The sequence below is a fragment of the Brevundimonas sp. genome (assembly GCF_035626535.1).
Classification (GTDB): domain Bacteria; phylum Pseudomonadota; class Alphaproteobacteria; order Caulobacterales; family Caulobacteraceae; genus Brevundimonas.
On the sequence record NZ_DASPNO010000080.1, the window covers coordinates 1 to 23,093 of the forward strand.

A 23,093-nucleotide genomic window follows, 5' to 3' on the forward strand; every position below is an offset into this window, starting at 1 on the left:
CAGATCGGGCTACACACCTGGCTGCCCGACGCCATGGAAGGCCCGACGCCGGTGTCCGCCCTGATTCATGCGGCGACCATGGTGACGGCCGGCGTCTTCATGGTGTGCCGGCTGTCGCCGATGTTCGAATACGCGCCGGACGCCAAGATGGTGGTGACCATCGTCGGCGCGGCGACCGCCTTCTTCGCCGCCACCGTCGGCCTGGTGCAGAACGACATCAAGCGCGTCATCGCCTATTCGACCTGCAGCCAGCTCGGCTACATGTTCTTCGCGGCCGGCGTCGGCGCCTATGGTGCGGCCATGTTCCACCTGTTCACCCACGCCTTCTTCAAGGCCCTGCTGTTCCTCGGCGCCGGCTCGGTGATCCATGGCATGCATCACGAGCAGGACATGCGGCAGATGGGCGGGCTGTGGAAGCTGCTGCCGATCACCTACGCCGTGATGATGGTCGGCACGATCGCCATCACCGGTCTGGGCATTCCCGGCATCGGCGGCTTCGCCGGCTTCTACTCAAAGGACATCGTCATCGAGAGCGCCTGGGCGGCGGCGGCCTCCGGCCACTCGGCCATGGGCCTGTTCGCCTTCCTCGTCGGCATCTTCGCCGCCGGCCTGACCGCCTACTATTCGTGGCGGCTGATCTTCATGACCTTCCACAACAAGCCGGTGTGGAAGGAGGAGGGCGCGCACCACGCGGACGACCACGCCTCGCACGCCCAGCTGGAGACCCATTCCGAGCCGATCGGCGATGGCCATGACGACCATGGCCACCACGGCCCGCTGAAGCCGCACGAGAGCCCGTGGGTGATGATCGTGCCGCTGCTGGCGCTGTCGGTCGGCGCCATTGCGGCGGGCTTCCTGTTCGAAGGCTTCTTCACTGGTCACCACGAGGGCGAGTTCTGGCGCGGCGCCATCTTCAACGGTCCGCACAATCACGTCCTTCACGACGCCCACGAAGTCCCGACCTGGGTGGTCTGGTCGCCGCTGGTGCTGACCCTGATCGGGACCTTCGCCGCCTTCTGGCTCTATGTCCTAAAGGAAGGCATGGCGCGCCGGATGGCCGAACGCGGCGGTCTCGTCCACGGCTTCCTCTACAACAAATGGTATTTCGACGAGCTGTATGACGTCGTCTTCGTGCGCGGCGCCAAGGCCGTCGGCGACCTGTTCTGGAAGATCGGCGACGTGAAGATCATCGACGGCCTCGGCCCGAACGGCGCGGCCTGGGCCTCGCTGAAATCCGCCGCCCGGCTGGCCAAGCTCCAGTCCGGCTACGTCTACCACTATGCGTTCGTGATGCTGCTCGGCGTGGCCGGTTTCCTTGCCTTCGCCATCTATGCGTGGGGAGCCTGATCTTGCCCCAGATCCCCTTCATCCTGAGCGTCGTCACCTTCCTGCCGCTGGTCGGCGCGGGCCTGATCCTGCTCGCCCGCCTGCTTGGCAAGGGCGAGGCCGCCGGCGCGGCGCGCTGGATCGCGCTGATCACGACGCTGGCGACCCTCTTCGTCTCGGCCGTGCTGGTCGCGGGCGTCGACGGGTCAAGCGCGACCTACCAGTTCGTCGAGCGCTACGTCTGGTTCGCCGGCGCGGAATACCACATGGGCGTGGACGGGATCTCGGTCCTGTTCGTGCTGCTGACCGCCTTCCTGATGCCGCTGTGCATCCTGGCCAGCTGGACGACCATCAAGGAGCGGGTGGTCGACTACATGATCGCCTTCCTGGTGCTGGAGACGCTGTGCATCGGCGTGTTCACGGCGCTGGACCTGTTCCTCTTCTACATCTTCTTCGAAGGCACCCTGGTGCCGATGTTCATCATCATCGGGGTGTGGGGCGGGGCGAACCGCATCTACGCGGCCTACAAGTTCTTCCTGTACACGCTGCTCGGCTCCGTCCTGATGCTGCTGGCCATGCTGTGGATGTCCCACACGGCGGGCACCACCAGCATTCCCGAGCTGAAGACCTTCGCCTTCGCGCCGGAAGCCCAGCCGCTGCTGTGGCTGGCCTTCTTCGCATCGTTCGCGGTCAAGATGCCGATGTGGCCGGTCCACACCTGGCTTCCCGACGCCCACGTCCAGCCCCCGACGGAGGGCTCGGCCATCTTGGCCGGCATCCTGCTGAAGCTGGGCGGCTACGGCTTCATCCTGTTCAACCTGCCCATGTTCCCGCAGGCGTCGGAGATGTTCGCTCCGCTGGTCTTCGTGCTGTCGGCGATCGCCATCGTCTACACCTCGCTGGTCGCCTTCCGGCAGACCGACATGAAGAAGCTGATCGCCTATTCCTCGGTGGCGCACATGGGGTTCGTGACCATGGGCATCTTCGCCGGCAACGATCAGGGCGTGCAGGGCGCGGTGTTCCAGATGCTGAGCCACGGCCTGATCTCGGGCGCGCTCTTCCTCTGCGTCGGCGTGGTCTACGACCGCATGCACACCCGCGAGATCGCCCTGTACGGCGGGCTGACGGCGCGGATGCCGTGGTTCGCCGCCATCTTCATGCTCTTCACCATGGCCAACGTCGGCCTGCCGGGCACCTCGGGCTTCATCGGCGAGATCCTGACCATGACCGGCATCTATCAGGTGTCGACCTGGACGGCGCTGTTCGCGGCCTCGGGCGTGATCTTCTCGGCGGTCTACGCCCTGACGCTGTATCGCAACGTCATGTTCGGCGAGATTACCAATCCGGCCATGAAGGCCATCACCGACGTCGACAGGCGCGAGATCCTGATCTTCGCCCCGCTGATCATCGGCACCGTGTGGCTGGGCGTGCAGCCCGGTCTGGTGCTCGACTACACCGCCGCCTCGGTCGAGGCCCTGACCTCCGCCTATCAACTTGCGATCGGCGGGTGAGACTATGATGCCTGATCTTATCTCCGCCCTTCAGCTCTCGGCTCCCGAAGCAGCCATCGCGGTCGGCGGCCTCGTGCTGCTGATGGTCGGCGCCTTCGCCGGCGAGAAGAGCGCGCGCTTCGTTTCCGCCTTGTCGGTGCTGCTGCTGGTCGGCGCCACGGCCCTGGCCGTGACCGGTCCGCTGGGACAGGCCTTCAACGGCGCCTATGTGGCCGATCCGCTCGCCGTCTACGGCAAGGCGCTGATCTTCCTGTCCAGTGCGGTGGCCGTGGTGCTCGGCGACGGCTGGATGAAGCGCGCCCGCATCGCCCGCTTCGAATATCCGGTGCTGATCGTGCTGGCCTCGGCCGGCATGGGGATGATGGCGTCGTCGGGAGACCTGATCTCGCTCTACGTCGGCATCGAGCTGCACTCGCTGGCTCTCTATGTTCTGGCGGCCTTCCACCGCGACGACCTGAAGGCGTCCGAGGCGGGCCTGAAGTATTTCGTGCTGGGCGCGCTGTCGTCGGGCTTGCTGCTCTATGGCGCGAGTCTGATCTACGGCTTCACCGGCTCGATGCGCTTCGACGAGATCGCCGCCTACTCCGCGGCCAACCCGTCAACCGGTCTGGTGTTCGGCCTCGTCTTCCTGATCTGCGGCCTGGCTTTCAAGGTCTCCGCAGCGCCGTTCCACATGTGGACGCCCGACGTCTACGAGGGCGCGCCGACGCCGGTCGTGGCCCTGTTCGCCACCGCGCCCAAGGTCGCGGCCATGGTGCTGATCGCCCGCACGCTCGAGGGGGCCTTCGCCGGTTCGCACGATCAGTGGGCCCAGGTGTTGATCCTGATCTCTTTGATTTCCTTCGCGGTTGGGGCCTTCGGCGGCCTCGTGCAGCGCGACCTGCAGCGGCTGCTGGCCTATTCATCGATCGCCAACATCGGCTATGCCCTGCTCGGCATCGCCGCCGGCACGACGCTGGGCGTGCAAGCCATGCTGCTGTTCATGACCCTGTACGTCATCGACCAGTTCGGCTTCTTCGCCATCCTGCTGTCGCTGGGCCGCAACGGCCGGCCGATCCGAACGATCGCCGACTTCGCCGGGCTGCGGAAAGAGCGGCCGGTGACCACCCTTGCGATGACGGTGCTCTGCCTTTCGGTGCTGGGCATGCCGCCGCTGTCGGGCTTCTGGGGCAAGTGGGCCGTATTCGGCGCCGCCGCCGACGCGGGCTACTGGATGGTCGGCGCCGCGGGTCTCGTCGCCTCGGTCGTGGCAGGCTTCTACTACCTGCGGATCATCAAGCTGATGTGGTTCGACCCGGCGCCGGATCAGGCGACGCCGGACAAGGCTCCCCTCGAGGCGAAGACCATCGCCTGGGCCTGCGCCGCCTTCGCCTTCCCACTGGTCATCGTTGGTCTGACCTGGCTGCAGCCGCTGACCGTCGCCGCCTCCGCCGGTTTCGGAGCCGGGTAGGGCGTTCATGCCCGCCGCCCCCTTCCTGCTGCTCGACCAGATCGACTCCACCAATGCGGAGGCCCGGCGCCGGGCCGAGGCCGGCGAGCCTGGCCCGCTGTGGATCACCGCGCGGCGCCAGACCGAGGGGCGGGGCCGTCGCGGGCGGACGTGGGAGAGCGAGACCGGCAACCTGGCCGCGACCCTGCTGCTGACCACCCGCAAGCCGCCGGCCGAGGCGGCCCAGATCACCTTCGTCGCCGCCCTGGCCGTGGTCGACCTGCTCGACGCCTTCGCGCCGCCGTCGCTGGTGACGATCAAATGGCCCAATGACGTGATGTTGGCGGGAGAGAAGGCGTCCGGCATTCTCGTCGAATCCGGCGTTCATTCGGCGGGCGGCCTGTGGCTGGCGGTCGGGATCGGCGTCAACCTGGCCCGCGCACCGTCGAGGACCGAGCGGCCGGCGACATCGCTGGTGGAGCACCTGCGCGGCGACGTCGGTGCGGCGCCGTCGGCCGAGGCCGCAGCCCGGCAGTTGGCGCAGGCCTTCAGCGTGTGGCTGGAGCGCTGGAGCACGCTGGGGTTCGAGCCGATCCTCGACGCGTGGACGGCGCGCACAGCCGGTCTTGAGGGGCCCGCGACGGCGCGACTCGGTCATGAGACGGTCGAGGGCCGGGCCGAAGGCGTGGCGCCGGACGGGGCGCTCAGGCTCCGGCTAGCGGACGGCACGTTGCGGCTGATCTCGGCCGGCGACGTATTCTTCGGGGAGGCCGCCTGATGCTTCTGGCGATCGAGCAAGGCAACACCAACACAATGTTCGCGGTCCATGACGGCGCCGACTGGTCGGCCCAGTGGCGCACCGCGACGGACGCCAGCCGCACGGCCGACGAATACGCCGTCTGGCTCAGCCAGTTGCTGACCATGCGCGGCCTGACCATCGGTCAGCTGGACGGCTGCATCATCTCCAGCGTCGTGCCGCAGTCGATCTTCAATCTGCGCAACCTGTCGCGGCGCTATCTGAACGTCGAGCCGCTGGTCATCGGCGACAATGTCGACCTCGGGATCGCCGTGCGCATCCTCAAACCCAGCGAGGCGGGGGCCGACCGGCTGGTCAACGCCATCGGCGCGCATCTGGCCTATCCAGGGGACCTGATAATCATCGACAGCGGCACCGCCACCACCTTCGACGTCGTGGCCGCCGACGGAGCCTTCGAGGGCGGGGTGATCGCGCCCGGCATCAACCTCAGCCTGCAGGCCCTGCACGAGGCGGCGGCCATGCTGCCGCGCATCGCCATCCAGCGGCCCGACAAGGTGATCGGCAAGGACACCGTCTCCAACATGCAGTCCGGCGTCTTCTGGGGCTACGTCGCCCTGATCGAGGGGCTGGTCACGCGCATCAAGGCGGAGTGGGGCAAGCCCATGACCGTCATCGGAACCGGCGGCGTCGCCTCGCTGTTCGAAGGCGCAACAGACTCGATCGACCGGTTTGATCCGGACCTGACTATCCGCGGCCTCCTCGAAATCTGGCGGCGGAACACCCACATCAAGGGCGCATGAAAAAACAGAACAACGACGAACTCATCTTCCTGCCGCTCGGCGGGTCGGGTGAGATCGGGATGAACCTCAACCTCTACGGCTACGGGCCGGAGAGCGACCGCCAGTGGATTGTCGTCGACGTCGGCGTGACCTTCGGCGACCTCTCGACGCCCGGCGTCGACGTCATCGTGCCGGACCCCGCCTTCCTCGAGGGCGAGACCATTCGCGGCATCGTCCTCACCCACGCCCACGAGGACCACATCGGCGCTCTCGGCTGGCTGTGGACGCGCATGAAGGCGCCGCTCTACGCCACGCCGTTCACCGCTTTTCTGATCCGCGAGAAGCTGCGCGAGGCGGGCATTCTCGACCAGGTAGAGATCCATGAGATTCCGCTCGGTGGAACAGTCGACCTCGGCCCGTTCACGGTCGACTTCATCACCATGACCCACTCGATCGCCGAGCCGAACGGGCTGGCGATCCGCACGCCGCTGGGCACGGTGCTGCACACCGGCGACTGGAAGATCGACGACGATCCGATCGTGGGCGGCGTCACCGACTCGGGCGCCATCGCCCGCCTCGGCGACGAGGGCGTGCTGGCCATGGTGTGCGACTCCACCAACGTCTTCATCGAGGGCGTGGCGGGCTCGGAGGGCGACGTCCGCGACGCCCTGACCAAGCTGATCGGCAGCCTCAGGGGCCGGATCGCGGTCGGCTGTTTCGCCTCGAACGTGGCCCGCATGGACAGCATCATCCGCGCCGCCGAGGCCTCGGGCCGGCGCGTTTCGCTGGCCGGCCGGTCGATGCACCGCATCACTGCGGCGGCCAAGCATGTCGGCATGCTGGAGGGCATCCAGCCCTTCCTGTCGGAGGGAGAGGCGCGGGTCTGGCCCGCCGACGAGATCCTGTACCTGTGCACCGGCAGCCAGGGCGAGCCGCGCGCGGCCCTGTCCCGGGTCGCCGAGGGCACCCATCCCTACATCTCGCTGAGCCGCGGCGACCACTGCATCTTCTCGTCGCGGGTCATCCCGGGCAACGAGCTGTCGGTCGGCCGTCTGCAGGACAAGCTGTCCGACCGCGGCGTGCGCATCTACACCGAGCGGGACCATCCGGGCATCCACGTCTCGGGTCACCCGTGCCGCGAGGAGCTGCGCCAGATGTACGCCTGGGCGCGGCCGAAGATCGCCGTGCCGACGCATGGCATGCGCCGCCACCTCGCCGAACACGCCAACCTCGCCAGGGACATCGGCGTGCCGGAGACGGTGACGCCCCGCAATGGCGACATGGTGCGTCTGGCCCCCGGGCCCGCCGCCATCATCGACGAGGTCCCGAGCGGCCGGCTCTACGTCGACGGCGGCCGCCTCGTTACAGAACAGGGCGAGGCGCTGCACGAGCGGCGTCACGCCTCGACCAATGGCGTGCTGATCGTCAGCTTCGCCATGGACCGGCGCGGGAAGATCGTCAGCGATATCGACGTGCGCGCCATCGGCCTGCCCGGCGACGCGGAATCGCCGCTGGGCGACGCTCTCGATGACCTGGCCGAACGGGCCGAGGCGGCGGTGATGAAGCTGAAGGGCGAGGCCCTGGAAGACGAAATGGTCATCGAACAGACCGTCGCCCGCGCCCTCAAGAAGGCCAGCCAGCAGATCTGGGACCGCCGACCGATCGTCGAGACCATCATCCTGAGGCTTTGAACCGGCGGTTGGGCTTCCTATAAGGGGCCGAATCCCCGCCCCAAGGACCTCCGATGCCCGACGCCCCGCCAGAGTTTCGCTACAAGCGCGTCCTGCTCAAGGTGTCGGGCGAGGTGCTGATGGGCGATCAGGCCTACGGCATCGACATGAAGACGGTCGCCACGGTGGCGGAGGCCGTCGCCCAAGTGGCCCGCGAGGGCGTCGAGATCTGCCTCGTCATCGGCGGTGGCAACATCTTCCGCGGCCTGTCCAAGGCGGCCGGGGACATGGACCGCGCCACGGCCGACTACATGGGCATGCTGGCCACGGTGATGAACGCACTGGCCATGCAGGCGGCGCTGGAGAAGATCGGCGTCCAGACCCGGGTGCAGAGTGCCCTGACAATGAACGCTGTGGCCGAGCCGTATGTGCGGCGCCGCGCCCTGCGCCACCTCGAAAAGGGCAGGGTGGTGATCTTCGCCGCCGGCGTCGGGGCGCCCTTCTTCACCACCGACTCGGGCGCCGCCCTGCGGGCCGCCGAAATGGGATGCGACGCCCTGCTCAAGGGGACCAGCGTCGACGGGGTCTACACCGCCGATCCCAAGAAAGACGCCACCGCAACGCGGTACGACACCCTGACCTATCACGACGTGCTGGCGAAGGACCTGAAGGTCATGGACGCCTCGGCCATCGCCCTGATGCGTGACTCCGGCATTCCGATCGTGGTCTTCTCGATCCGCGAGGACGGCTCGCTGCGCAAGACCCTGACCGGCGAAGGCACCTTCACGGTCATCACGTCCAACGCTAAATCAGCCTGACAAGCCGTTCGAGAACGAGAGAAAAGACCATGGCAAAGCCTGATCTCAAGAGCTACCGCGACCGCATGGACAAGGCGGTCGGCGCGCTGAAGGAGGAGTTCGCCGGACTGCGCACCGGGCGCGCCAACGTGGGCCTGCTGGATCCGGTTCAGGTCGAGGCCTACGGCTCGACCGCGCCGCTGAACTCCGTCGCCGCCATCAGCGTGCCGGAGCCGCGGATGATCTCGGTCAACGTCTGGGACAAGGGCATGGTGGTCTCGGTCGAAAAGGCCATCCGCGCCGCCGGGCTCGGCCTCAACCCGATCGTCGACGGCCAGACCCTGCGCATTCCGATCCCGCCACTGACCGAGGAGCGTCGACGGGATCTGGTCAAGCTGGCGGGCAAATACGCCGAGCAGCAGAAGATCGCCGTCCGCAACGTGCGCCGCGACGCCAACGACGATCTGAAGAAGGCCGAGAAGGCCTCCGAGATCAGCCAGGACGAGCAGAAGAGGATGGAGACCGAGGTCCAGAAGGACACGGACGCGGCCATCAAGCGCATCGACGAGACCTTGAAGGCCAAGGAAGTTGAGATCATGCAGGTTTGACGGCGCGTTTTGCCGTAGGATACGCGCCGGTCATGCCCGTCGAGCCCCATTCATCGCCGCCCGCGTCTGACGGGCCCCGCCATGTCGCCCTGATCATGGACGGCAACGGGCGCTGGGCGCAGGCGCGCGGCCTGCCGCGGGCCATGGGCCATCGCGAGGGCGTTCAGGCGCTGAAGCGCACCGTCCAGGCGGCGCCGGCGCTGGGCATCCGCTGCCTGACGGTGTTCGGCTTCTCGACCGAGAACTGGCGTCGGCCCGCCGAGGAAGTCTCCGACCTGATGGGGCTGGTCCGCTCCTATGTCGCCAGCGACCTGAAGCGGCTGGAGCGCGAGGGTGTGCGGGTGCGAATCCTCGGCCGCCGCACGGGCCTGCCCGCCGACATAGCGAAAATCATCGACCACACCGAGGCGAGCACCGCCCACAACGACAAATTCCTGCTGCAGGTGGCCTTCAACTATGGCGGCCGCGCCGACATCGTCGACGCCGCCCGGAGGCATGTCGACCGCGTGCTGGCGGGGGAGGCGACCGGTCCCCTCGACGAGGAGACGCTGGGGCAGGGGCTGTCCACGGCCGGCGGGCCGCCCGTCGACGTCATCGTCCGCACCTCGGGCGAGCAGCGGCTGTCGAACTTCCTGCTGTGGGAGGCGGCCTACGCCGAACTGGTCTACCAGAACGTGTTGTGGCCGGATTACGGGGCGGAAGCCTTGGCGGACGTCGTTCAACAGTATCGGAACCGCGACCGGCGCTTCGGGGGGCTCACGCCCGCTCCCGCGCTCGCGGCGGGCTAATGGCGATGCGGGCCGGCGACATAGGCCTCAGGGCTGCGTCGGCCGTCGTGCTGGCTCCGGCCGCCGTCCTCGGCATCTGGGCCGGCGGGCTGTGGTTCCTCGCCCTGATGCTGCTGGCCTGCGCCCTGCTGGCGGTCGAGTGGGCCATGATGAGCGCCGCCGCGGCCTGGCGGGTGATGGCCGGGGCCGTGGCCTTCGGCCTGTTCGCGGCGGTCATCTCGGCCCATGCCGAACAGCTGTCGCTGGCGCTGGTCATGCTGGTGTTCTGCGCCGCCGCGGCCGGGCTGTTCGCGCGCAGCCGGGGCCAGGAGGCGCTCGACGCGGCCTACGGCGTTCTCTACCTCGGCTGGCCGGCGGTGCTGCTGATCTGGCTCAGGGACGGGTCGTCGGCCAGCGGACTCGCCTGGACCGTCTCGGCCTTCATCATCGCCTGGGCCTCCGACATCATGGCCTATGTGGTCGGAAGCCTGGTGGGCGGCCGCAAGCTGTGGCCCCGTTTCTCGCCCAACAAGACCTGGTCCGGCTTTATCGGCGGGCTGGCGGCCGGGACCGGCGCCGGCGCGCTGCTCGCGACCTGGCTCGATCTCGGCATCGGTCCCGCTTGGGGCGCGCTGCTCGGTCTCGGGGCCGCCTTGGCCACCATGGCCGGCGACCTCTGGGAGTCCGCGCTGAAGCGGCGCTACGGCGTCAAGGACGCGGGCAAGCTGATCCCGGGCCACGGCGGCCTGCTCGACCGGGTCGACGGCCTGATGTTCGCGGTTGTGGTCGTGGCCTGCGGCCGGCTGCTGTTCCTGACCTTCGGGGCGGCCGCATGATCCGGCGTCGTGTCACGGTGCTGGGCTCGACCGGGTCGGTCGGGACTTCCACGCTGGAGCTGATGGAGCAGGCCGAGGCGAGCGGGACCGGCGCCTTCGAGGTCGAGGCGCTCACCGGCGGGGCCAATATCGCGCGGCTGGCCGAACAGGCGCGACGCTGGAAGCCGAAGCTGGCCGTCACGGCCGATCCGGCTCGTCTCGCGGAGCTGAAGGACGCCCTGTCAGGCACCGGGGTCGAGGCCGCGGCCGGGGATGGAGCGGTGATCGAGGCCGCCGCCCGGCCGACCGACTGGGTCATGGCGGCCATCGTCGGCGCCGCCGGCCTGCGCTCGGCCTGGGCGGCGGCCGAAACCGGCGCGACCCTGGCGCTGGCCAACAAGGAGAGCCTGGTCTGCTGCGGCCCGTCGCTGATCGAGCGGGTGCGCCGCTCGGGCGGCCGGTTGATCCCGGTCGATTCCGAGCATTCGGCCATCTTCCAGGTGTTCCCGCATGACGCGCCGCATCAGGTGCGCAAGTTGGTCCTGACGGCGTCCGGCGGCCCATTCCGGACCACGCCGCGCGAGGCCCTGGCCGGGATCACCCCGGAGCAGGCCGTGGCTCATCCCAACTGGAGCATGGGGGCCAAGATCTCGGTCGACAGCGCCACCATGGCCAACAAGGGTCTGGAGGCGATCGAGGCCGCCTATCTGTTCGCCATGCCCGCCGACCGTATCGATATCGTCGTGCATCCGGAATCGATCATCCACAGCATGGTCGAATACGTCGACGGCTCGACGCTGGCCCAGCTGGGTCCGCCCGACATGAAGACGCCGATCGCCTGCGCCCTCGGCTGGCCGGAGCGGATCGCGTGGCCGGCGCCGAAGTTGGACCTCGCCGCCCTGGGCCGGCTGACGTTCGAGGCGCCCGACGAGACCCGCTTTCCGGCCCTCAAGCTGGCCCGCGAGGCGCTGCAGGCTGGCGGCTCGGCTCCGATCGTGTTCAATGCGGCCAACGAGGTGGCGGCGCTGGCGTTTCTTGACCGCCGTCTGGCCTTTCTCAATATTGCCGCAGTCGTCGCCGACACCTTGTCGCGCGTGACGGCCTCGGGGGTGGATTCCGGTTCCCGCAACGCCTGCGATGCGGCTCTGGCCGTGGATGCACTGGCGCGGCGCGAAGCGGAGTCGATCGTCCGGGGTCTGGCCGCAGCGGCCTGAACGGCGGAGGAATTCATATCGGCATGACGGGCTTCCTGGGCCAGGCGCTGCTCTACATCGTCCCATTCCTGCTGGTGTTGACGTTCATCGTCACCATCCACGAACTGGGCCATTTTCTCGTCGCGCGTGCGTTCGGGGTGAAGATCGACCGGTTCTCGGTCGGCTTCGGCAAGACGATATTCGGCCGCACCGACCGTCACGGCACGGAATGGCGAATGGCCTGGCTGCCGCTGGGCGGCTACGTCAAATTCTCCGGCGACCTCGACGCCTCCAGCGTGCCGGACGAGGCGGGCCTCGCCGAACTGCGCCAGCGCGTCATCGCCGAAAACGGGCCGGGCGCCGAGCGCGACTATTTCCACTTCAAGCCGATCTGGCAGCGGGCGCTGATCGTGGCGGCCGGCCCGGCGGCGAATTTCCTGCTGGCCATGGTGCTGTTCACCCTGCTGTTCACGGCGGTCGGCGAACAGGTGCTGGCGCCCCGGGTCGCGCAGGTCGAGGCCGGCACGCCGGCGGCCGCCGCCGGCTTTCGGCCGAACGACCTGATCAAGGCCATCGATGGCCGCCCGGTCGCGGACACTTCGGATGTCACCCGCACCGTCATGATGAGCGCCGGCGACGCCCTGCGCTTCACGGTCGATCGTAATGGCCGCGAAATCGTCCTGGTCGCTACGCCCGAGCGGCGTCTCGAGAACGACCAGATCGCAGGCCGGGTGCGAATCGCCCGCATCGGGCTCGGAATGGACCGCCGGATTGAGGATTTCAGCTTCCGCCGGCTCAATCCCGTCGAGGCCTTCGGCAAGGGGATCGAGACAATCGGCACGACGGTGAGCACGACCGCGACCTATATCGGCCGCATCGTCGTCGGCAAGGAGTCGGGCGACCTGCTCAACGGCCCGATCGGCATCGCCAAGGCCGCCGGAGGCGTGACCCAGCAGGCTGTGGCCGCCAATCCCGATCCCGGCTGGATGGCCGCCAACCTAGCCCTGACGTTTCTCAGCTTCGCCGCCCTGGTTTCGATCGGAATCGGCATTGTAAATCTGCTGCCGATCCCGGTGCTCGACGGGGGCCACCTACTGTTCTACGGCTATGAAGCTGTGGCCCGCAGGCCAGTCCCCGCAAGGGTTCAGGAGGTCGGGTATCGCGTTGGCCTTGCTTTGCTGGCGGGATTGATGTTGTTCGCCACTTGGAACGACCTGCAGAAGCTGAGCCTGTTCAAATTCCTCGGCGGGCTCGCTTGATGAGCCGACGCCAGCCCCCGATGGTTTCCCGCATGATCCGACAAGACGCGTCCGCCCTTCGTTTCGCCCGTGGCCTGAGCCCGAGCCTGCTGGCCCTCGCCGTGGCCGCCGGCCTGGCGGGTCCCGCGCTGGCCCAGACGGCTCCGGCCCCGCAGCCGGCCCAGGCCGTACCGACGGCCGAGGCCGCTCCGCCCCAGCAGACCCAGGAGGTGGAGCGCGCGGTCATCAACCGCATCCTCGTGCGCGGAAACCAGCGCATCGACCAGACCACGGTCCTGTCCTACCTGCCGATCCAGCCGGGCGACACCGTCGACGCGGCCGTGCTGGACGTCGCGGTCCGCACCCTGACCCGCACCCAGTTGTTCGCGGACGTCCAGCTGGGCGTGCAGCCGAACGGCGACCTGATCGTCGAGATCGTCGAGAACCCCATCATCAACCAGGTCGTGTTCGAGGGGAACGGCGCGATCGGCGAGGAGAAGCTGCGCGAGGAGGTCACCCTGGCGCCCCGCGGCATCTACACCCGCGCCAAGGTCCAGGAAGACGTCGGGAAGATCGTCGAGCTCTACCGCCTGTCGGGCCGCATCTCCGCCACCGTGACGCCCAAGCTTGTCCAGCTGGAGCAGAACCGTGTCGACGTGATCTTCGAGATCAACGAGGGCCCGGAGACCGGCGTCCGCGCCATCACCTTCCTCGGCAACACCGCCTTCTCGGACGGCGATCTGCAGGAGGTCATGGTCACCAAGCGTTCGCAGTGGTGGCAGATCTTCGGGTCCAACGACAACTACGATCCCAATCGCCTTGATTACGATCGGGAACAGCTGCGGAAATTCTACACCAACCGCGGCTTCTACGACTTCCGCGTGCTGTCGGCGATCGCCGAACTGGCTCCGGACGACAGCGCCTTCGGCATCACCATCACCGTCGAGGAGGGCGACCGCTACAATTTCGGAACGGTCGACGTGGTCACCGAGAACGACCGGCTGAACCCCGAATTCCTCAAGCTGCTGCTGCCGATCCGCACCGGCCAGCTGTACGAGAGCGACAAGATCGAGGCGGCGGTCGACGCCCTGACCTTCGCGGCCGGTTCCGCCGGCTACGCCTTCGTCGAGATCGATCCGACCTACCGGGCCAACCCCGAGACCGACACCGTCGACGTGACCTTCAACGTCCGCGAGGGCCAGCGCGTCTACGTCGACCGCATCAACATCATCGGCAACACCCGCACGCTCGACAACGTCATCCGCCGCGAGATGATGCTGACCGAGGGCGACGCCTTCAACCGCACCCTGCTGGAGCGCTCGCGTAACAATCTGCGCGGCCTGGGCTTCTTCAAGGACGTGACGGTCGAGGAAGCCCGGGGCTCGGCCCCCGACCGCTCGGTCGTCAACGTCACCGTCCAGGAACAGCCGACCGGCGAACTGTCCGTCGGCGCCGGCTTCAGTTCCGTCGACTCCTTCGTCGTCAACCTGGGTGTCACCGAGCGGAACTTCCGCGGCCGCGGCCAGAACGTCGTCGCCCGGGTCGAGTGGGGCTCGCTGCGCCAGCAGATCGACTTCCGCTTCACTGAGCCGAAATTCCTCGGCCGCGACCTGCGGGCCGGCTTCGACGCCTTCCATTCGCGCTACGATCTCAGCGAGTATTCGTCATACGACTACCGCTCGACGGGCGGCGGCGTGCGCCTGTCCTATCCGCTGAACGCCTACACCCTGCTCAGCACCCGCTACTTCCTGAAGGCGGACGAGATCATCGTTCCGAATAATTTCTGCAACGGCCTCGGCGGCGGGACCAACGCCCTGTGCGACCAGGTCGGCTCCTTCCTGAACTCCTCGGCGGGCTACACGTTGTTCGTCGATCGGCGGAACGACCCGATCCGTCCGACGCGGGGCTGGACCGGCCGCCTGATCCAGGATTTCGCCGGTCTCGGCGGCGATGTGAACTACGTGAAGACCGAAGCCGAAATCTCCGCCTACTGGGGCATCACCCCTGACTGGGTGGTCAGCACCTCGGCCTCGACCGGCTATGTGTCCGGCTGGGGCGGCGATCCGATCCGGATCAACGACCGGTTCTTCAAGGGCGGCAACAGCTTCCGCGGCTTCGAAACCGCCGGCATCGGGCCGCGCGACGTCCTGACCACCGACGCGCTCGGCGGCAATTTCTACGTCATCGGCACCATGGAGCTGACGGTCCCGAACGGCCTGCCGGAAGAGTACGGCATCCGGACGTCGCTGTTCACCGACGTCGGAACCGTGGGACTGCTGGACGAGCGCTACACCGTCGACGCCAACGGCAATCCCAACACCCGTATCGTCGACGATCTGGCGTTGCGCGCCTCCGCGGGGGTCAGCATCCACTGGCGTTCGCCCATGGGCCCGATCCGCTTCGACCTCAGCACAATTCTCGGCAGCGAAGACTACGACAAGACCGAAACCTTCCGCTTCTCGACCTCAACCCAGTTCTAACCGACGGGCCCCCGGGGCCCGCTCAAAGGCATACCCATGAAAACCCTCGCTTTCGGCGCTTTCGCCCTCGCCACGCTGGCCGGCTCGGCCGCCGCCGCCCAGGACCAGAATTTCGGCCCCGTCGTCCCGGGCGTCTGCATCTACCACCACGACCGCCTGATGGCCCAGTCGACCGCCGGCCAGTCTCTCGTCGCCGGCCTGCAACGCCTGCAACAGGAAGTGACCGCTGAACTCGGCCCGTACGAGCAGTATATCCAGACTGAAGGTCAGGCCCTGCAGCAGGGCCAGGCCTCGATCCCGCAGGATCAGCTGCAGCAGCGCGCCCAGGCGCTCGAGACCCGCTATCGCGAGTTCGAGACCCTGCGCCAGACCCGCACCGGGGAACTGCGCTACACCCTGGCCTATCAGCAGCAGCAGATCGGCCAGGCGGTCGACCCCATCCTCGGCACGCTCTACGCCGAGCGGGGCTGCGGCATTCTGCTGAGCGCCGACGCCGTGATGCGCGCCAACCCGCAGATGGACCTGACCGAAATGGCGATCCAGCGCCTGAACGCGGCCCTGCCGACACTGCCGGCCTTCTCGCGGATGGCGGTTCCGGCCCAGCCGGCCCAGTAATATGGGCCGAGGCCCCGATGGGCGGTTCTTCGAGCAGCTGCCGGCCCTGACGGTCGGCGAGCTCGCGGGCCGGATCGGCGGCGAAGTCTCGCGCGGCGGGGACCGAAAGGTCTCCGCCGTCGCGCCTTTGGCGACCGCCGCGGCGGGCGATGTCGCCTTCCTCGGCGACCGCCGCTTCCTTTCGGCGCTGGCTGAGTCCGCCGCCGGTTGCGTGATCGTTCCGGCGTCCGCCGTCGGGTCGGCGCCCGCCGGCGCCGCCGTCATCGTCTCGGGAGAGGCCCAGGCGGCCTGGGCCCGGGCGTCGCTGCTGTTCCACCGCCCCATCGCCCTGATCCGTCCCGCTCCGGCTGAAGAGGCGGTGGAGGACGAGACCGTCGTGCTCGGGCCGGGGGTGGTGCTGGGCGCCGGCGCCCGAATTGGCCGCGGTAGCCGGATCGGGGCCAACACCGTCATCGGCCCCGGCGTGCAGATCGGCCGCGACAGCATTGTCGGCTCCAATGTCACCATCGGCTTCGCCCTGATCGGCGACCGGGTCCGTCTGCTGTCCGGCGCGCGCATCGGCGAACCCGGGTTCGGCGCCGCCGGGTCGCGCACCGGTCCGGTCGATGTGCCCCAGCTGGGCCGGGTGATCCTGCAGGACGGCGTCAGCGTTGGCGCCAACACCTGCATCGACCGCGGGGCCTATGACGATACGGTGATCGGCGAGAACACCAAGATCGATAACCTCTGCATGATCGGCCATAACTGCGTGATCGGGCGCAACTGCCTGATGGCGGCGCAGACAGGCTTGTCGGGCTCGGTGACGGTCGGCGACGGCGTCATGTTCGGCGGCAAGGCGGGCGTGGGCGACCACCTCAGCATCGGCGACGGCGCCCGGGTCGCGGCCGGCGCCGGCGTCCTGCAGGATATTCCCTCGGGCGAGACCTGGTCGGGGTATCCGGCGAAACCTCTCCGACAGTTCTTGCGTGAAGCGGTCTGGCTCGCCAAACAGGCGTCCGGAAAGGCGCGCGCAGGGAACAGCGGGAATGACTGACCAAACGGGAGCCGGGGGGATCATCGACTATGCCGAGGTGATGCGGCGCCTGCCGCACCGCTATCCCTTCCTCCTTGTCGACAAGGCCGAGGATTTCGTGTCGGGAACCTCGATCACCGGCATCAAGAACGTCACCCACAACGAGCCATTTTTCCCGGGCCACTTCCCGATCGATCCGGTGATGCCCGGCGTCATGATCATCGAGGCCATGGCCCAGACCGGCGCGCTGATGATGTCCAAGACCATGGACGTCACGGTCGAGGGGAAGATCATCATGTTCATGTCGATCGACGGCGTCCGCTTCCGCAAGCCGGCCCGCCCCGGCGACCAGCTGCGCATGAAGGTGGTGGTGACGAAACAGCGCGGCGACATCTTCAAATTCCGCGGCGAGACCTTCATCGACGGCAAGCTGGCCGCCGAGGCCGACTTCGCCGCCATGATGGTCACCCTCGACCAGCCGGCCGCGACGTGAGCCTCCATCCCACCGCCATCGTCGATGCGGGCGCGAAGCTGGCGGACGGCGTCGAGATCGGCCCCTGGTGCGTCATCGGCCCCGGCGTCGCCCTGCACGAGGGCGTGCGTCTGGTCAGTCATGTGGTGATCCAGCAGGACACCACGGTGGGCGCCCGCACGGTCATTCATCCCTTCGCCGTCATCGGCGGCGATCCGCAGCACGGCGGGTACAAGGGCGAAACGGTCACGCTGGAGATCGGCGCCGACAATCTCATCCGGGAACACTGCACCTTCAACCGCGGCACGCCCCAGGGCGCGGGCGTCACCCGGGTGGGCTCGAACGGCCTCTTCATGACCGGCGCCCACATCGGTCATGACTCCGTGGTCGGCGACAATGTGGTCATGGCCAACAACGCCACCCTCGGCGGCCACGCCCGGATCGGCTCCAAGGTCTTCCTCGGGGGGCTTTGCGCCGTGCACCAGAATGGCCGGGTGGGGCAGGGCGCCATCGTCGGCGGGCTGGCGGCGGTGACCCGCGACGTCATTCCCTACGGCTCGGCCTGGGGGAACCACGCGCGGCTGCACGGCCTCAACCTGATCGGGCTCAAGCGCAAGGGCTACGGCAAGGACGCCATCCGCCGGCTTTTGGCCGCCTACCGCGACCTGTTCGAAGGGCAGGGGACCTTCGCCGACCGGGTTGACGCGGCGGCGACTGAGTACGCCGATTTGCCCGAGATAATGGAGATCGTGGTCTTCATCCGCGAGGACGGCAAACGTCCGCTTTGCCTGCCGGGCGAATGAGCAAGCTGGGCCTGATCGCCGGCGGCGGAGCCCTGCCGCTGTCCGTCGCCGCCCGCTGCGAGGCCGAGGGGCGGCCGGTGTTTGTGATCCGGCTGGCCGGGTTCGCCGATCCCCATCTGGCCCGCTACCCGGGCGTCGACGCCGGCATGGCCGAGATCGGCCGGGTGCTCTCGGCCCTGAAGAAGGCCGGTTGCGACGCCGTCTGCTTCGCCGGCACGGTCAACCGCCCCGACTTCAAGAGCCTGAAGCCCGACTTCAAGGGCATGACCCTGCTGCCGGGCATCATCGCCGAGGCGGCCAAGGGCGACGACGCCCTGCTGCGCAAGATCCTCTCGGTGTTCGAAGGCGAGGGCTACGCCATTGAGGGCGCGGACGACATTCTCGGCGGCGAGACGATGCCGGCGGGAGCGCTGGGCGCGATCATGCCGACGCAGGAACAGCTGCAGGACCTGAAGAAGGCGCTGCATGTCGCGGAAAAGGCGGGGGAACTCGACATCGGTCAAGGCGCGGTCGTGTGCGACGGCCTGGTGCTCGCGGTCGAGGCGCAGGAGGGCACTGACGCCATGCTGGCCCGCGTCGCGGGGCTTCCGGCCGACCTGCGGGGCTCGGCGGCGGCCCGCAAGGGCGCGCTCGGCAAGGCGCCCAAGCCGATCCAGGACCTGCGGGTCGACATGCCGGTGATGGGGGCGCAGACGGTCGAGCTGGCCGCGGCCGCCGGGCTGGCCGGGATCGGCGGCGTGGCGGGCAAGCTGATCCTCATCGACCATTCCGCCATCGTCGAGGCCGCCGACCGGTTGGGGTTGTTCGTCTGGGGCGAGACCCGGTGAGCCGTCCGCTCAAGGTTATGCTCGTCGCCGCCGAGGCTTCGGGCGACGTGCTCGGCGCGGGGCTCGCCAGGGCGCTCAAGGCCCGGCTGGGGGACGACGTGGTCTTCGTCGGCGTCGGCGGTCCGCGTATGGCCGAGGTCGGCGTCGCAAGTCCGTTCGACATCGCCGACCTGTCGGTGCTCGGCTGGCTCGAGGGACTCAAGGCCTATCGCGTCGTCAAGCGGCGGGTTGCCGACACCGCGGCGCTGGCGGTGGCCGAGCGGCCGGACGCCGTCGTGCTGGTCGACAGTTGGGGCTTTACCATCCGGGTGGCCAAGGCGATCCGGGCGGTCCTGCCCGGTGTGCCGCTGATCAAATACGTCGGTCCTCAGGTCTGGGCCTCGCGTCCCGGCCGGGCCAGGACGCTGGCCGACTCCGTCGACCACCTGCTGGCCCTCTATGCCTTCGACGCGCCGTGGTTCGAACGCGAGGGACTGGCGACCACGGTCGTCGGCTCGCAGGCGCTGCACGTGGACATGAGCGGGGCCGACCCAGGCGGCTTCCGGGCTTCGCGCGGCATCGCCGCCGAGGCGCCCCTGCTACTGGTCCTGCCCGGGAGCCGCCCGTCCGAGATTCGCCTCATGACGCCCGTCTACGAGGCCGCCGTGGCCCGGCTGAAGCGGGCCGACCCCACCCTGGAGGTCGCCGTCGTGGCCGCCGGGACCGTGGCCGACCTGGTCACCGCCGAGGTCGCCGCCTGGCCGTTCCGCGCCCATCTCGTCCCGGAATCGGAGAAATACTCCGCCATGAAGGCCGCCACCGTGGCCCTGGCGACCAGCGGGACGGTCTCCACCGAACTGGCGCTGGCAGGCGCACCGATGGTGATCTCCTACCGCTTCCAGCCGCTCAGCTACGCGATCATGAAGCCGTTCTTCACCGGCAAATACGCGACCCTGTTCAACCACGCGGCGGACGAGGAGATCGCGAAGGAGCTGATCCAGAACGACGCCACGCCGGAGAAGCTCGCCGCCGAGGTTGGACGCCTGCTGTCCGACCCGGAGGCCCGAGCCCATCAGGCGGCCCGGCAGACGGCGGCGCTGGACCGGATGGGCCGGGACGGTCGCGATCCGTCGGAGACCGCGGCGGATGCGGTGCTGCGGGTCATCGCAGCGAAGGAAGGCCGCTAGTCGCACACGGCGCCCGCTCATGCGTTGGGATGGGATCCCTGGTCTCAGGGCAACGGTTCACGGACGGATGGCGAAGCGACCCTCGGCGGCGAAGAAGACGGTTTCGGCCCTGAACCTGGCGGCGCTGGGCGCGGAACGCCTCGCCGACCTTCTGATCGAGGCCGCGGCGGCCGACGCCGGTCTGAAGCGGCGGCTGCGCATGGAACTGGCCGCCGACGTGGGCGCGGCTGACCTCGCCTTCGAGATCGACAAGCGGCTGACCGCCCTCGCCGCCAGCCGGACCCGGGTGTCGTGGCGGAAGCGCCCGGCCCTGATCAACGACCTGCGCTCCCTGCTGCGGATCATCTGCGACCGGCTGGCGCCCCTCGACGTGCGGCTGGCGCTCGACAGGCTGGTGGCGTGGTTCGACCTGTATCCCGCCTTGAGCGTGCGGGTCAGCGACGCCAAGGGAGAGTTGCCGCTGCTGTTCGACGCCGCCGCCGTCGATCTCGCGGCGGTGGCCTCGGCGGCCGGACCGGATGTTGCGGCGCCCGTTCTCGCCGAGGCCCTGTCGACGCGGCTCAATCAATGGGCGGCGTGGGTCGGACGGGGCGCTCATGCCCTCGACCCGGCCCTCGCCCGACGGCTTCTCGCGGACCTGTCGCACGGGCCGAAGCCGACCGGGCGGCTGGCGCTGGTCGTGCGCAAGCTGGCGGACCGGGGCGGCGATCTCGACGCCTGGATTCATTCGATCCCCGACGACGACGCCCCCAAGCCGGAGATCGGGGCCGAGATCGCCCGCCGGCTCGCCTTGGCCGGACGCGCCAAAGAGGCGCGCGACGCACTTGAGGCTTCACGGCCCGCCGCCGTCCCGAAGAGTCGCTGGGGACGGGCGGGCGAGCCGGCACCGCCGCCCGATGCGTGGTCCTCCGCCGAGATCGCCGTTCTCGAGGCCGAAGGGCGCCGGGAGGAAGCCGACGAAGCGCGATGGGCCCGCTTCGAGCGCACGCTGTCCGCCGACGACCTGAGAACATTCCTCACCCGTCTGCCCGATTTCGAGGACGTCGTGGCCCTCGACCGGGCGTTCGGACTCGCCGCGACTCACCCCGACGCGATGCGCGGCCTCGCGTTTCTGATGACGTGGCCGGCCCCGCGCGAAGCCTCAGCCGTGATCATGGCGCGCGCCGGCGAGATCAGGGGCGGTCACGATGACGTTCCCCTGTGGGCCTCGCGGCTGGCGGGCCGCTATCCGCTCGCCGCCGTTCTGCTGCTGCGGGCCCGCGCGAAGGCGCTGGCCGCTCTCGGGGCGGGAACGACCGACGAGGTCCAGGGACTCGTCGCGGAGGCGGAGGCGCTCGCTTCGGGCGCGGACGAGGACCCGATGGTCAGGGACCACGCGACGTTCGTGGCCGAACTGCAAGCCCTGACCGCGACGAGACGCCGATGCTGGTAGGCGGGCTGCAAACGAAAGACGCCGGAGCTGTTGCCCCGGCGCCGTTTGCTGTTGCGTGTAGCGGCTTCAGCCCCGCTGCTGGATCGGCACGAAGTCGCGTTCGGTCGGCCCGGTGTAGAGCTGACGCGGGCGGCCGATCTTCTGGGTCGGATCGCCGATCATCTCCTGCCACTGGGCGATCCAGCCGACCGTGCGGGCCAGCGAGAACAGCACGGTGAACATCGAGGTCGGGAAGCCCATCGCCGACAGGGTGATGCCGGAATAGAAGTCGACGTTCGGGAACAACTTGCGCTCGATGAAATACTCGTCGTTGAGCGCGATCCGCTCCAGCTCCTTGGCGACCTGGAACAGCGGATCGTTCTTGTCGCCGACCGCCTCCAGCACCTCGTCGGCGCTCTCCTTCATCACCTTGGCGCGCGGGTCGTAGTTCTTGTAGACCCGGTGGCCGAAGCCCATCAGCTTGTATTTCTTGGCCTTCACGCCCTCGATGAACTCGGGGATGCGGTCCGGGGTGCCGATCTCCCTGAGCATGTTCAGGGCCTCCTCGTTGGCCCCGCCATGCGACGGGCCCCACAGGCAGGCGATGCCGGCGGCGATACAGGCGAACGGATTGGCGCCCGACGACCCGGCCAGCCGCACCGTCGAGGTGGAGGCGTTCTGCTCGTGGTCCGCGTGGAGGATGAAGATGCGGTCCATGGCCCGCGCCAGCACCGGATTGACTTCATAGTCCTCGGCCGGAACGGCGAAACACATGCGCAGGAAATTCTCGGCGTAGTTCAGGTCGTTGCGCGGCGAAACGAAGGGCTGGCCGATGTGGTACTTGTAGGCCCGCGCGGCGATGGTCGGCATCTTGGCGATCAGGCGGATGGCCGAGATGTTCCGCTGCACCGGATCATGAATGTCCAGGCTGTCGTGGTAGAAGGCCGACAGCGCCCCCACCGTGCCGACCATGATCGCCATCGGATGGGCGTCGCGGCGGAAGCCCTCGAAGAAGCGGTCGAACTGCTGGTGCAGCATCGTGTGCATGGTGATGTTGCGCTCGAAAGCCTCGTATTCGGAGGCTGTCGGCAGTTCGCCGTGCAGCAGCAGATGGCAGACCTCGACGAAGTTCGACTTCGAGGCCAGTTGGTCGATCGGATAGCCGCGGTGCAGCAGCACGCCCTTGTCGCCGTCGATGAAGGTCAGGGCGCTTTCGCAGGCGGCCGTCGAAGTGAAGCCGGGGTCGTAGGTGAAGGCGTCGGTCGCCCCGTACAGTTTGCGGATGTCGATCACGTCGGGCCCGGTCGAACCCGCCAGCACCGGCAGTTCCACGGACTTGTCGCCGTAGGTGAGAGTGGCCGAGCCGGCAGGTTTGGCGAGTTCAGTCATATGGGCCCCTTGATCAGACAGCGGCCTC

General features: G+C 68.4%; 21 protein-coding genes. 20 read left to right on the top strand and 1 reads right to left on the bottom strand.

Translation table 11 applies throughout. The features are described 5' to 3' along the window. From VEC04_RS12675 to VEC04_RS12770, 20 genes are all read left to right on the top strand, one after another. Positions 1-1,347: NADH-quinone oxidoreductase subunit L (locus tag VEC04_RS12675; RefSeq protein ID WP_324777353.1), on the top strand; the 1,347-nt coding region annotated here is incomplete at its 5' end. 11 nt (positions 1,348-1,358) lie between these two features. After that, positions 1,359-2,837 carry an NADH-quinone oxidoreductase subunit M gene (locus VEC04_RS12680; protein WP_324777383.1) on the top strand — a complete coding sequence of 493 codons (1,479 nt, stop codon included), beginning with the start codon at positions 1,359-1,361 and terminating at the stop codon, positions 2,835-2,837. Between the two features lie 7 nt (positions 2,838-2,844). Further along, complete coding sequence (gene nuoN / locus VEC04_RS12685; RefSeq protein WP_324777354.1) at positions 2,845-4,287, top strand: NADH-quinone oxidoreductase subunit NuoN; 1,443 nt, start codon at positions 2,845-2,847, stop codon at positions 4,285-4,287. 7 nt (positions 4,288-4,294) lie between these two features. Next, entirely contained in the window at positions 4,295-5,044 is a 750-nt protein-coding gene (locus VEC04_RS12690; RefSeq protein ID WP_324777355.1) for a biotin--[acetyl-CoA-carboxylase] ligase, read from the top strand. Then, positions 5,041-5,823, top strand: a complete 783-nt coding sequence (locus tag VEC04_RS12695) for a type III pantothenate kinase (RefSeq protein ID WP_324777384.1) — start codon at positions 5,041-5,043, stop codon at positions 5,821-5,823. Before VEC04_RS12690 ends, VEC04_RS12695 begins: the two co-directional genes overlap by 4 nt. Beyond that, positions 5,820-7,493 carry a ribonuclease J gene (locus VEC04_RS12700; RefSeq protein ID WP_324777356.1) on the top strand — a complete coding sequence of 558 codons (1,674 nt, stop codon included), beginning with the start codon at positions 5,820-5,822 and terminating at the stop codon, positions 7,491-7,493. Before VEC04_RS12695 ends, VEC04_RS12700 begins: the two co-directional genes overlap by 4 nt. Before the next feature lie 53 nt (positions 7,494-7,546). Then, a complete protein-coding gene (pyrH, locus tag VEC04_RS12705; protein ID WP_324777357.1) occupies positions 7,547-8,290 on the top strand; it encodes a UMP kinase in 744 nt (247 codons plus the stop codon). Between the two features lie 29 nt (positions 8,291-8,319). Then, positions 8,320-8,877, top strand: coding sequence for a ribosome recycling factor (frr, locus tag VEC04_RS12710; protein WP_324777358.1), 558 nt, complete (start codon positions 8,320-8,322; stop codon positions 8,875-8,877). 32 nt (positions 8,878-8,909) lie between these two features. Continuing rightward, positions 8,910-9,665 carry a polyprenyl diphosphate synthase gene (gene uppS, locus VEC04_RS12715; RefSeq protein ID WP_324777359.1) on the top strand — a complete coding sequence of 252 codons (756 nt, stop codon included), beginning with the start codon at positions 8,910-8,912 and terminating at the stop codon, positions 9,663-9,665. 5 nt (positions 9,666-9,670) lie between these two features. Then, positions 9,671-10,480: a phosphatidate cytidylyltransferase gene (locus tag VEC04_RS12720; protein ID WP_324777360.1), complete on the top strand. Its 810-nt coding sequence runs from the start codon at positions 9,671-9,673 to the stop codon at positions 10,478-10,480. After that, positions 10,477-11,673 (top strand): 1-deoxy-D-xylulose-5-phosphate reductoisomerase, encoded by a 1,197-nt coding sequence (gene dxr / locus VEC04_RS12725; RefSeq protein ID WP_324777361.1) that lies wholly within the window; start codon positions 10,477-10,479, stop codon positions 11,671-11,673. Before VEC04_RS12720 ends, dxr begins: the two co-directional genes overlap by 4 nt. Positions 11,674-11,696: 23 nt before the next feature. Further along, positions 11,697-12,911, top strand: coding sequence for a M50 family metallopeptidase (locus VEC04_RS12730; protein ID WP_324777362.1), 1,215 nt, complete (start codon positions 11,697-11,699; stop codon positions 12,909-12,911). A 32-nt stretch (positions 12,912-12,943) separates the two neighbouring features. Continuing rightward, positions 12,944-15,370 (top strand): outer membrane protein assembly factor BamA, encoded by a 2,427-nt coding sequence (bamA, locus tag VEC04_RS12735; protein ID WP_324777363.1) that lies wholly within the window; start codon positions 12,944-12,946, stop codon positions 15,368-15,370. Positions 15,371-15,406: 36 nt separating this feature from the next. Further along, positions 15,407-15,985, top strand: a complete 579-nt coding sequence (locus VEC04_RS12740) for an OmpH family outer membrane protein (RefSeq protein WP_324777364.1) — start codon at positions 15,407-15,409, stop codon at positions 15,983-15,985. A 1-nt stretch (position 15,986) separates the two neighbouring features. Continuing rightward, the gene (lpxD, locus tag VEC04_RS12745; protein ID WP_324777365.1) at positions 15,987-17,018 is read left to right on the top strand and encodes a UDP-3-O-(3-hydroxymyristoyl)glucosamine N-acyltransferase; all 1,032 of its coding nucleotides are present in this window, start codon (positions 15,987-15,989) and stop codon (positions 17,016-17,018) included. Continuing rightward, complete coding sequence (gene fabZ, locus VEC04_RS12750; protein ID WP_324777366.1) at positions 17,011-17,490, top strand: 3-hydroxyacyl-ACP dehydratase FabZ; 480 nt, start codon at positions 17,011-17,013, stop codon at positions 17,488-17,490. Before lpxD ends, fabZ begins: the two co-directional genes overlap by 8 nt. Beyond that, a complete protein-coding gene (gene lpxA / locus VEC04_RS12755) occupies positions 17,487-18,272 on the top strand; it encodes an acyl-ACP--UDP-N-acetylglucosamine O-acyltransferase (protein ID WP_324777367.1) in 786 nt (261 codons plus the stop codon). The genes fabZ and lpxA overlap by 4 nt, the downstream gene beginning before the upstream one ends. After that, positions 18,269-19,099, top strand: a complete 831-nt coding sequence (lpxI, locus tag VEC04_RS12760) for a UDP-2,3-diacylglucosamine diphosphatase (RefSeq protein WP_324777368.1) — start codon at positions 18,269-18,271, stop codon at positions 19,097-19,099. The genes lpxA and lpxI overlap by 4 nt, the downstream gene beginning before the upstream one ends. Further along, positions 19,096-20,265, top strand: coding sequence for a lipid-A-disaccharide synthase (lpxB, locus tag VEC04_RS12765; protein ID WP_324777369.1), 1,170 nt, complete (start codon positions 19,096-19,098; stop codon positions 20,263-20,265). The genes lpxI and lpxB overlap by 4 nt, the downstream gene beginning before the upstream one ends. 67 nt (positions 20,266-20,332) lie before the next feature. Continuing rightward, a complete protein-coding gene (locus tag VEC04_RS12770; protein ID WP_324777370.1) occupies positions 20,333-21,697 on the top strand; it encodes a DUF6880 family protein in 1,365 nt (454 codons plus the stop codon). 66 nt (positions 21,698-21,763) lie between these two features. On the opposite strand, the gene gltA is transcribed toward VEC04_RS12770, so the two are convergent. Then, complete coding sequence (gene gltA / locus VEC04_RS12775; RefSeq protein WP_324777371.1) at positions 21,764-23,065, bottom strand: citrate synthase; 1,302 nt, start codon at positions 23,063-23,065, stop codon at positions 21,764-21,766. Between the last annotated feature and the right edge of the window lie 28 nt (positions 23,066-23,093).

Bases quoted from the DNA above. Each gene is read 5' to 3' on its own strand.
- nuoN (WP_324777354.1), top strand. From the start codon at position 2,845: ATGCCTGATCTTATCTCCGCCCTTCAGCTCTCGGCTCCCGAAGCAGCC.
- VEC04_RS12690 (WP_324777355.1), top strand. From the start codon at position 4,295: ATGCCCGCCGCCCCCTTCCTGCTGCTCGACCAGATCGACTCCACCAAT.
- VEC04_RS12700 (WP_324777356.1), top strand. From the start codon at position 5,820: ATGAAAAAACAGAACAACGACGAACTCATCTTCCTGCCGCTCGGCGGG.
- pyrH (WP_324777357.1), top strand. From the start codon at position 7,547: ATGCCCGACGCCCCGCCAGAGTTTCGCTACAAGCGCGTCCTGCTCAAG.
- frr (WP_324777358.1), top strand. From the start codon at position 8,320: ATGGCAAAGCCTGATCTCAAGAGCTACCGCGACCGCATGGACAAGGCG.
- uppS (WP_324777359.1), top strand. From the start codon at position 8,910: ATGCCCGTCGAGCCCCATTCATCGCCGCCCGCGTCTGACGGGCCCCGC.
- VEC04_RS12720 (WP_324777360.1), top strand. From the start codon at position 9,671: ATGCGGGCCGGCGACATAGGCCTCAGGGCTGCGTCGGCCGTCGTGCTG.
- dxr (WP_324777361.1), top strand. From the start codon at position 10,477: ATGATCCGGCGTCGTGTCACGGTGCTGGGCTCGACCGGGTCGGTCGGG.
- VEC04_RS12730 (WP_324777362.1), top strand. From the start codon at position 11,697: ATGACGGGCTTCCTGGGCCAGGCGCTGCTCTACATCGTCCCATTCCTG.
- bamA (WP_324777363.1), top strand. From the start codon at position 12,944: ATGATCCGACAAGACGCGTCCGCCCTTCGTTTCGCCCGTGGCCTGAGC.
- VEC04_RS12740 (WP_324777364.1), top strand. From the start codon at position 15,407: ATGAAAACCCTCGCTTTCGGCGCTTTCGCCCTCGCCACGCTGGCCGGC.
- lpxD (WP_324777365.1), top strand. From the start codon at position 15,987: ATGGGCCGAGGCCCCGATGGGCGGTTCTTCGAGCAGCTGCCGGCCCTG.
- fabZ (WP_324777366.1), top strand. From the start codon at position 17,011: ATGACTGACCAAACGGGAGCCGGGGGGATCATCGACTATGCCGAGGTG.
- lpxI (WP_324777368.1), top strand. From the start codon at position 18,269: ATGAGCAAGCTGGGCCTGATCGCCGGCGGCGGAGCCCTGCCGCTGTCC.
- VEC04_RS12770 (WP_324777370.1), top strand. From the start codon at position 20,333: ATGGCGAAGCGACCCTCGGCGGCGAAGAAGACGGTTTCGGCCCTGAAC.
- gltA (WP_324777371.1), bottom strand. From the start codon at position 23,065: ATGACTGAACTCGCCAAACCTGCCGGCTCGGCCACTCTCACCTACGGC.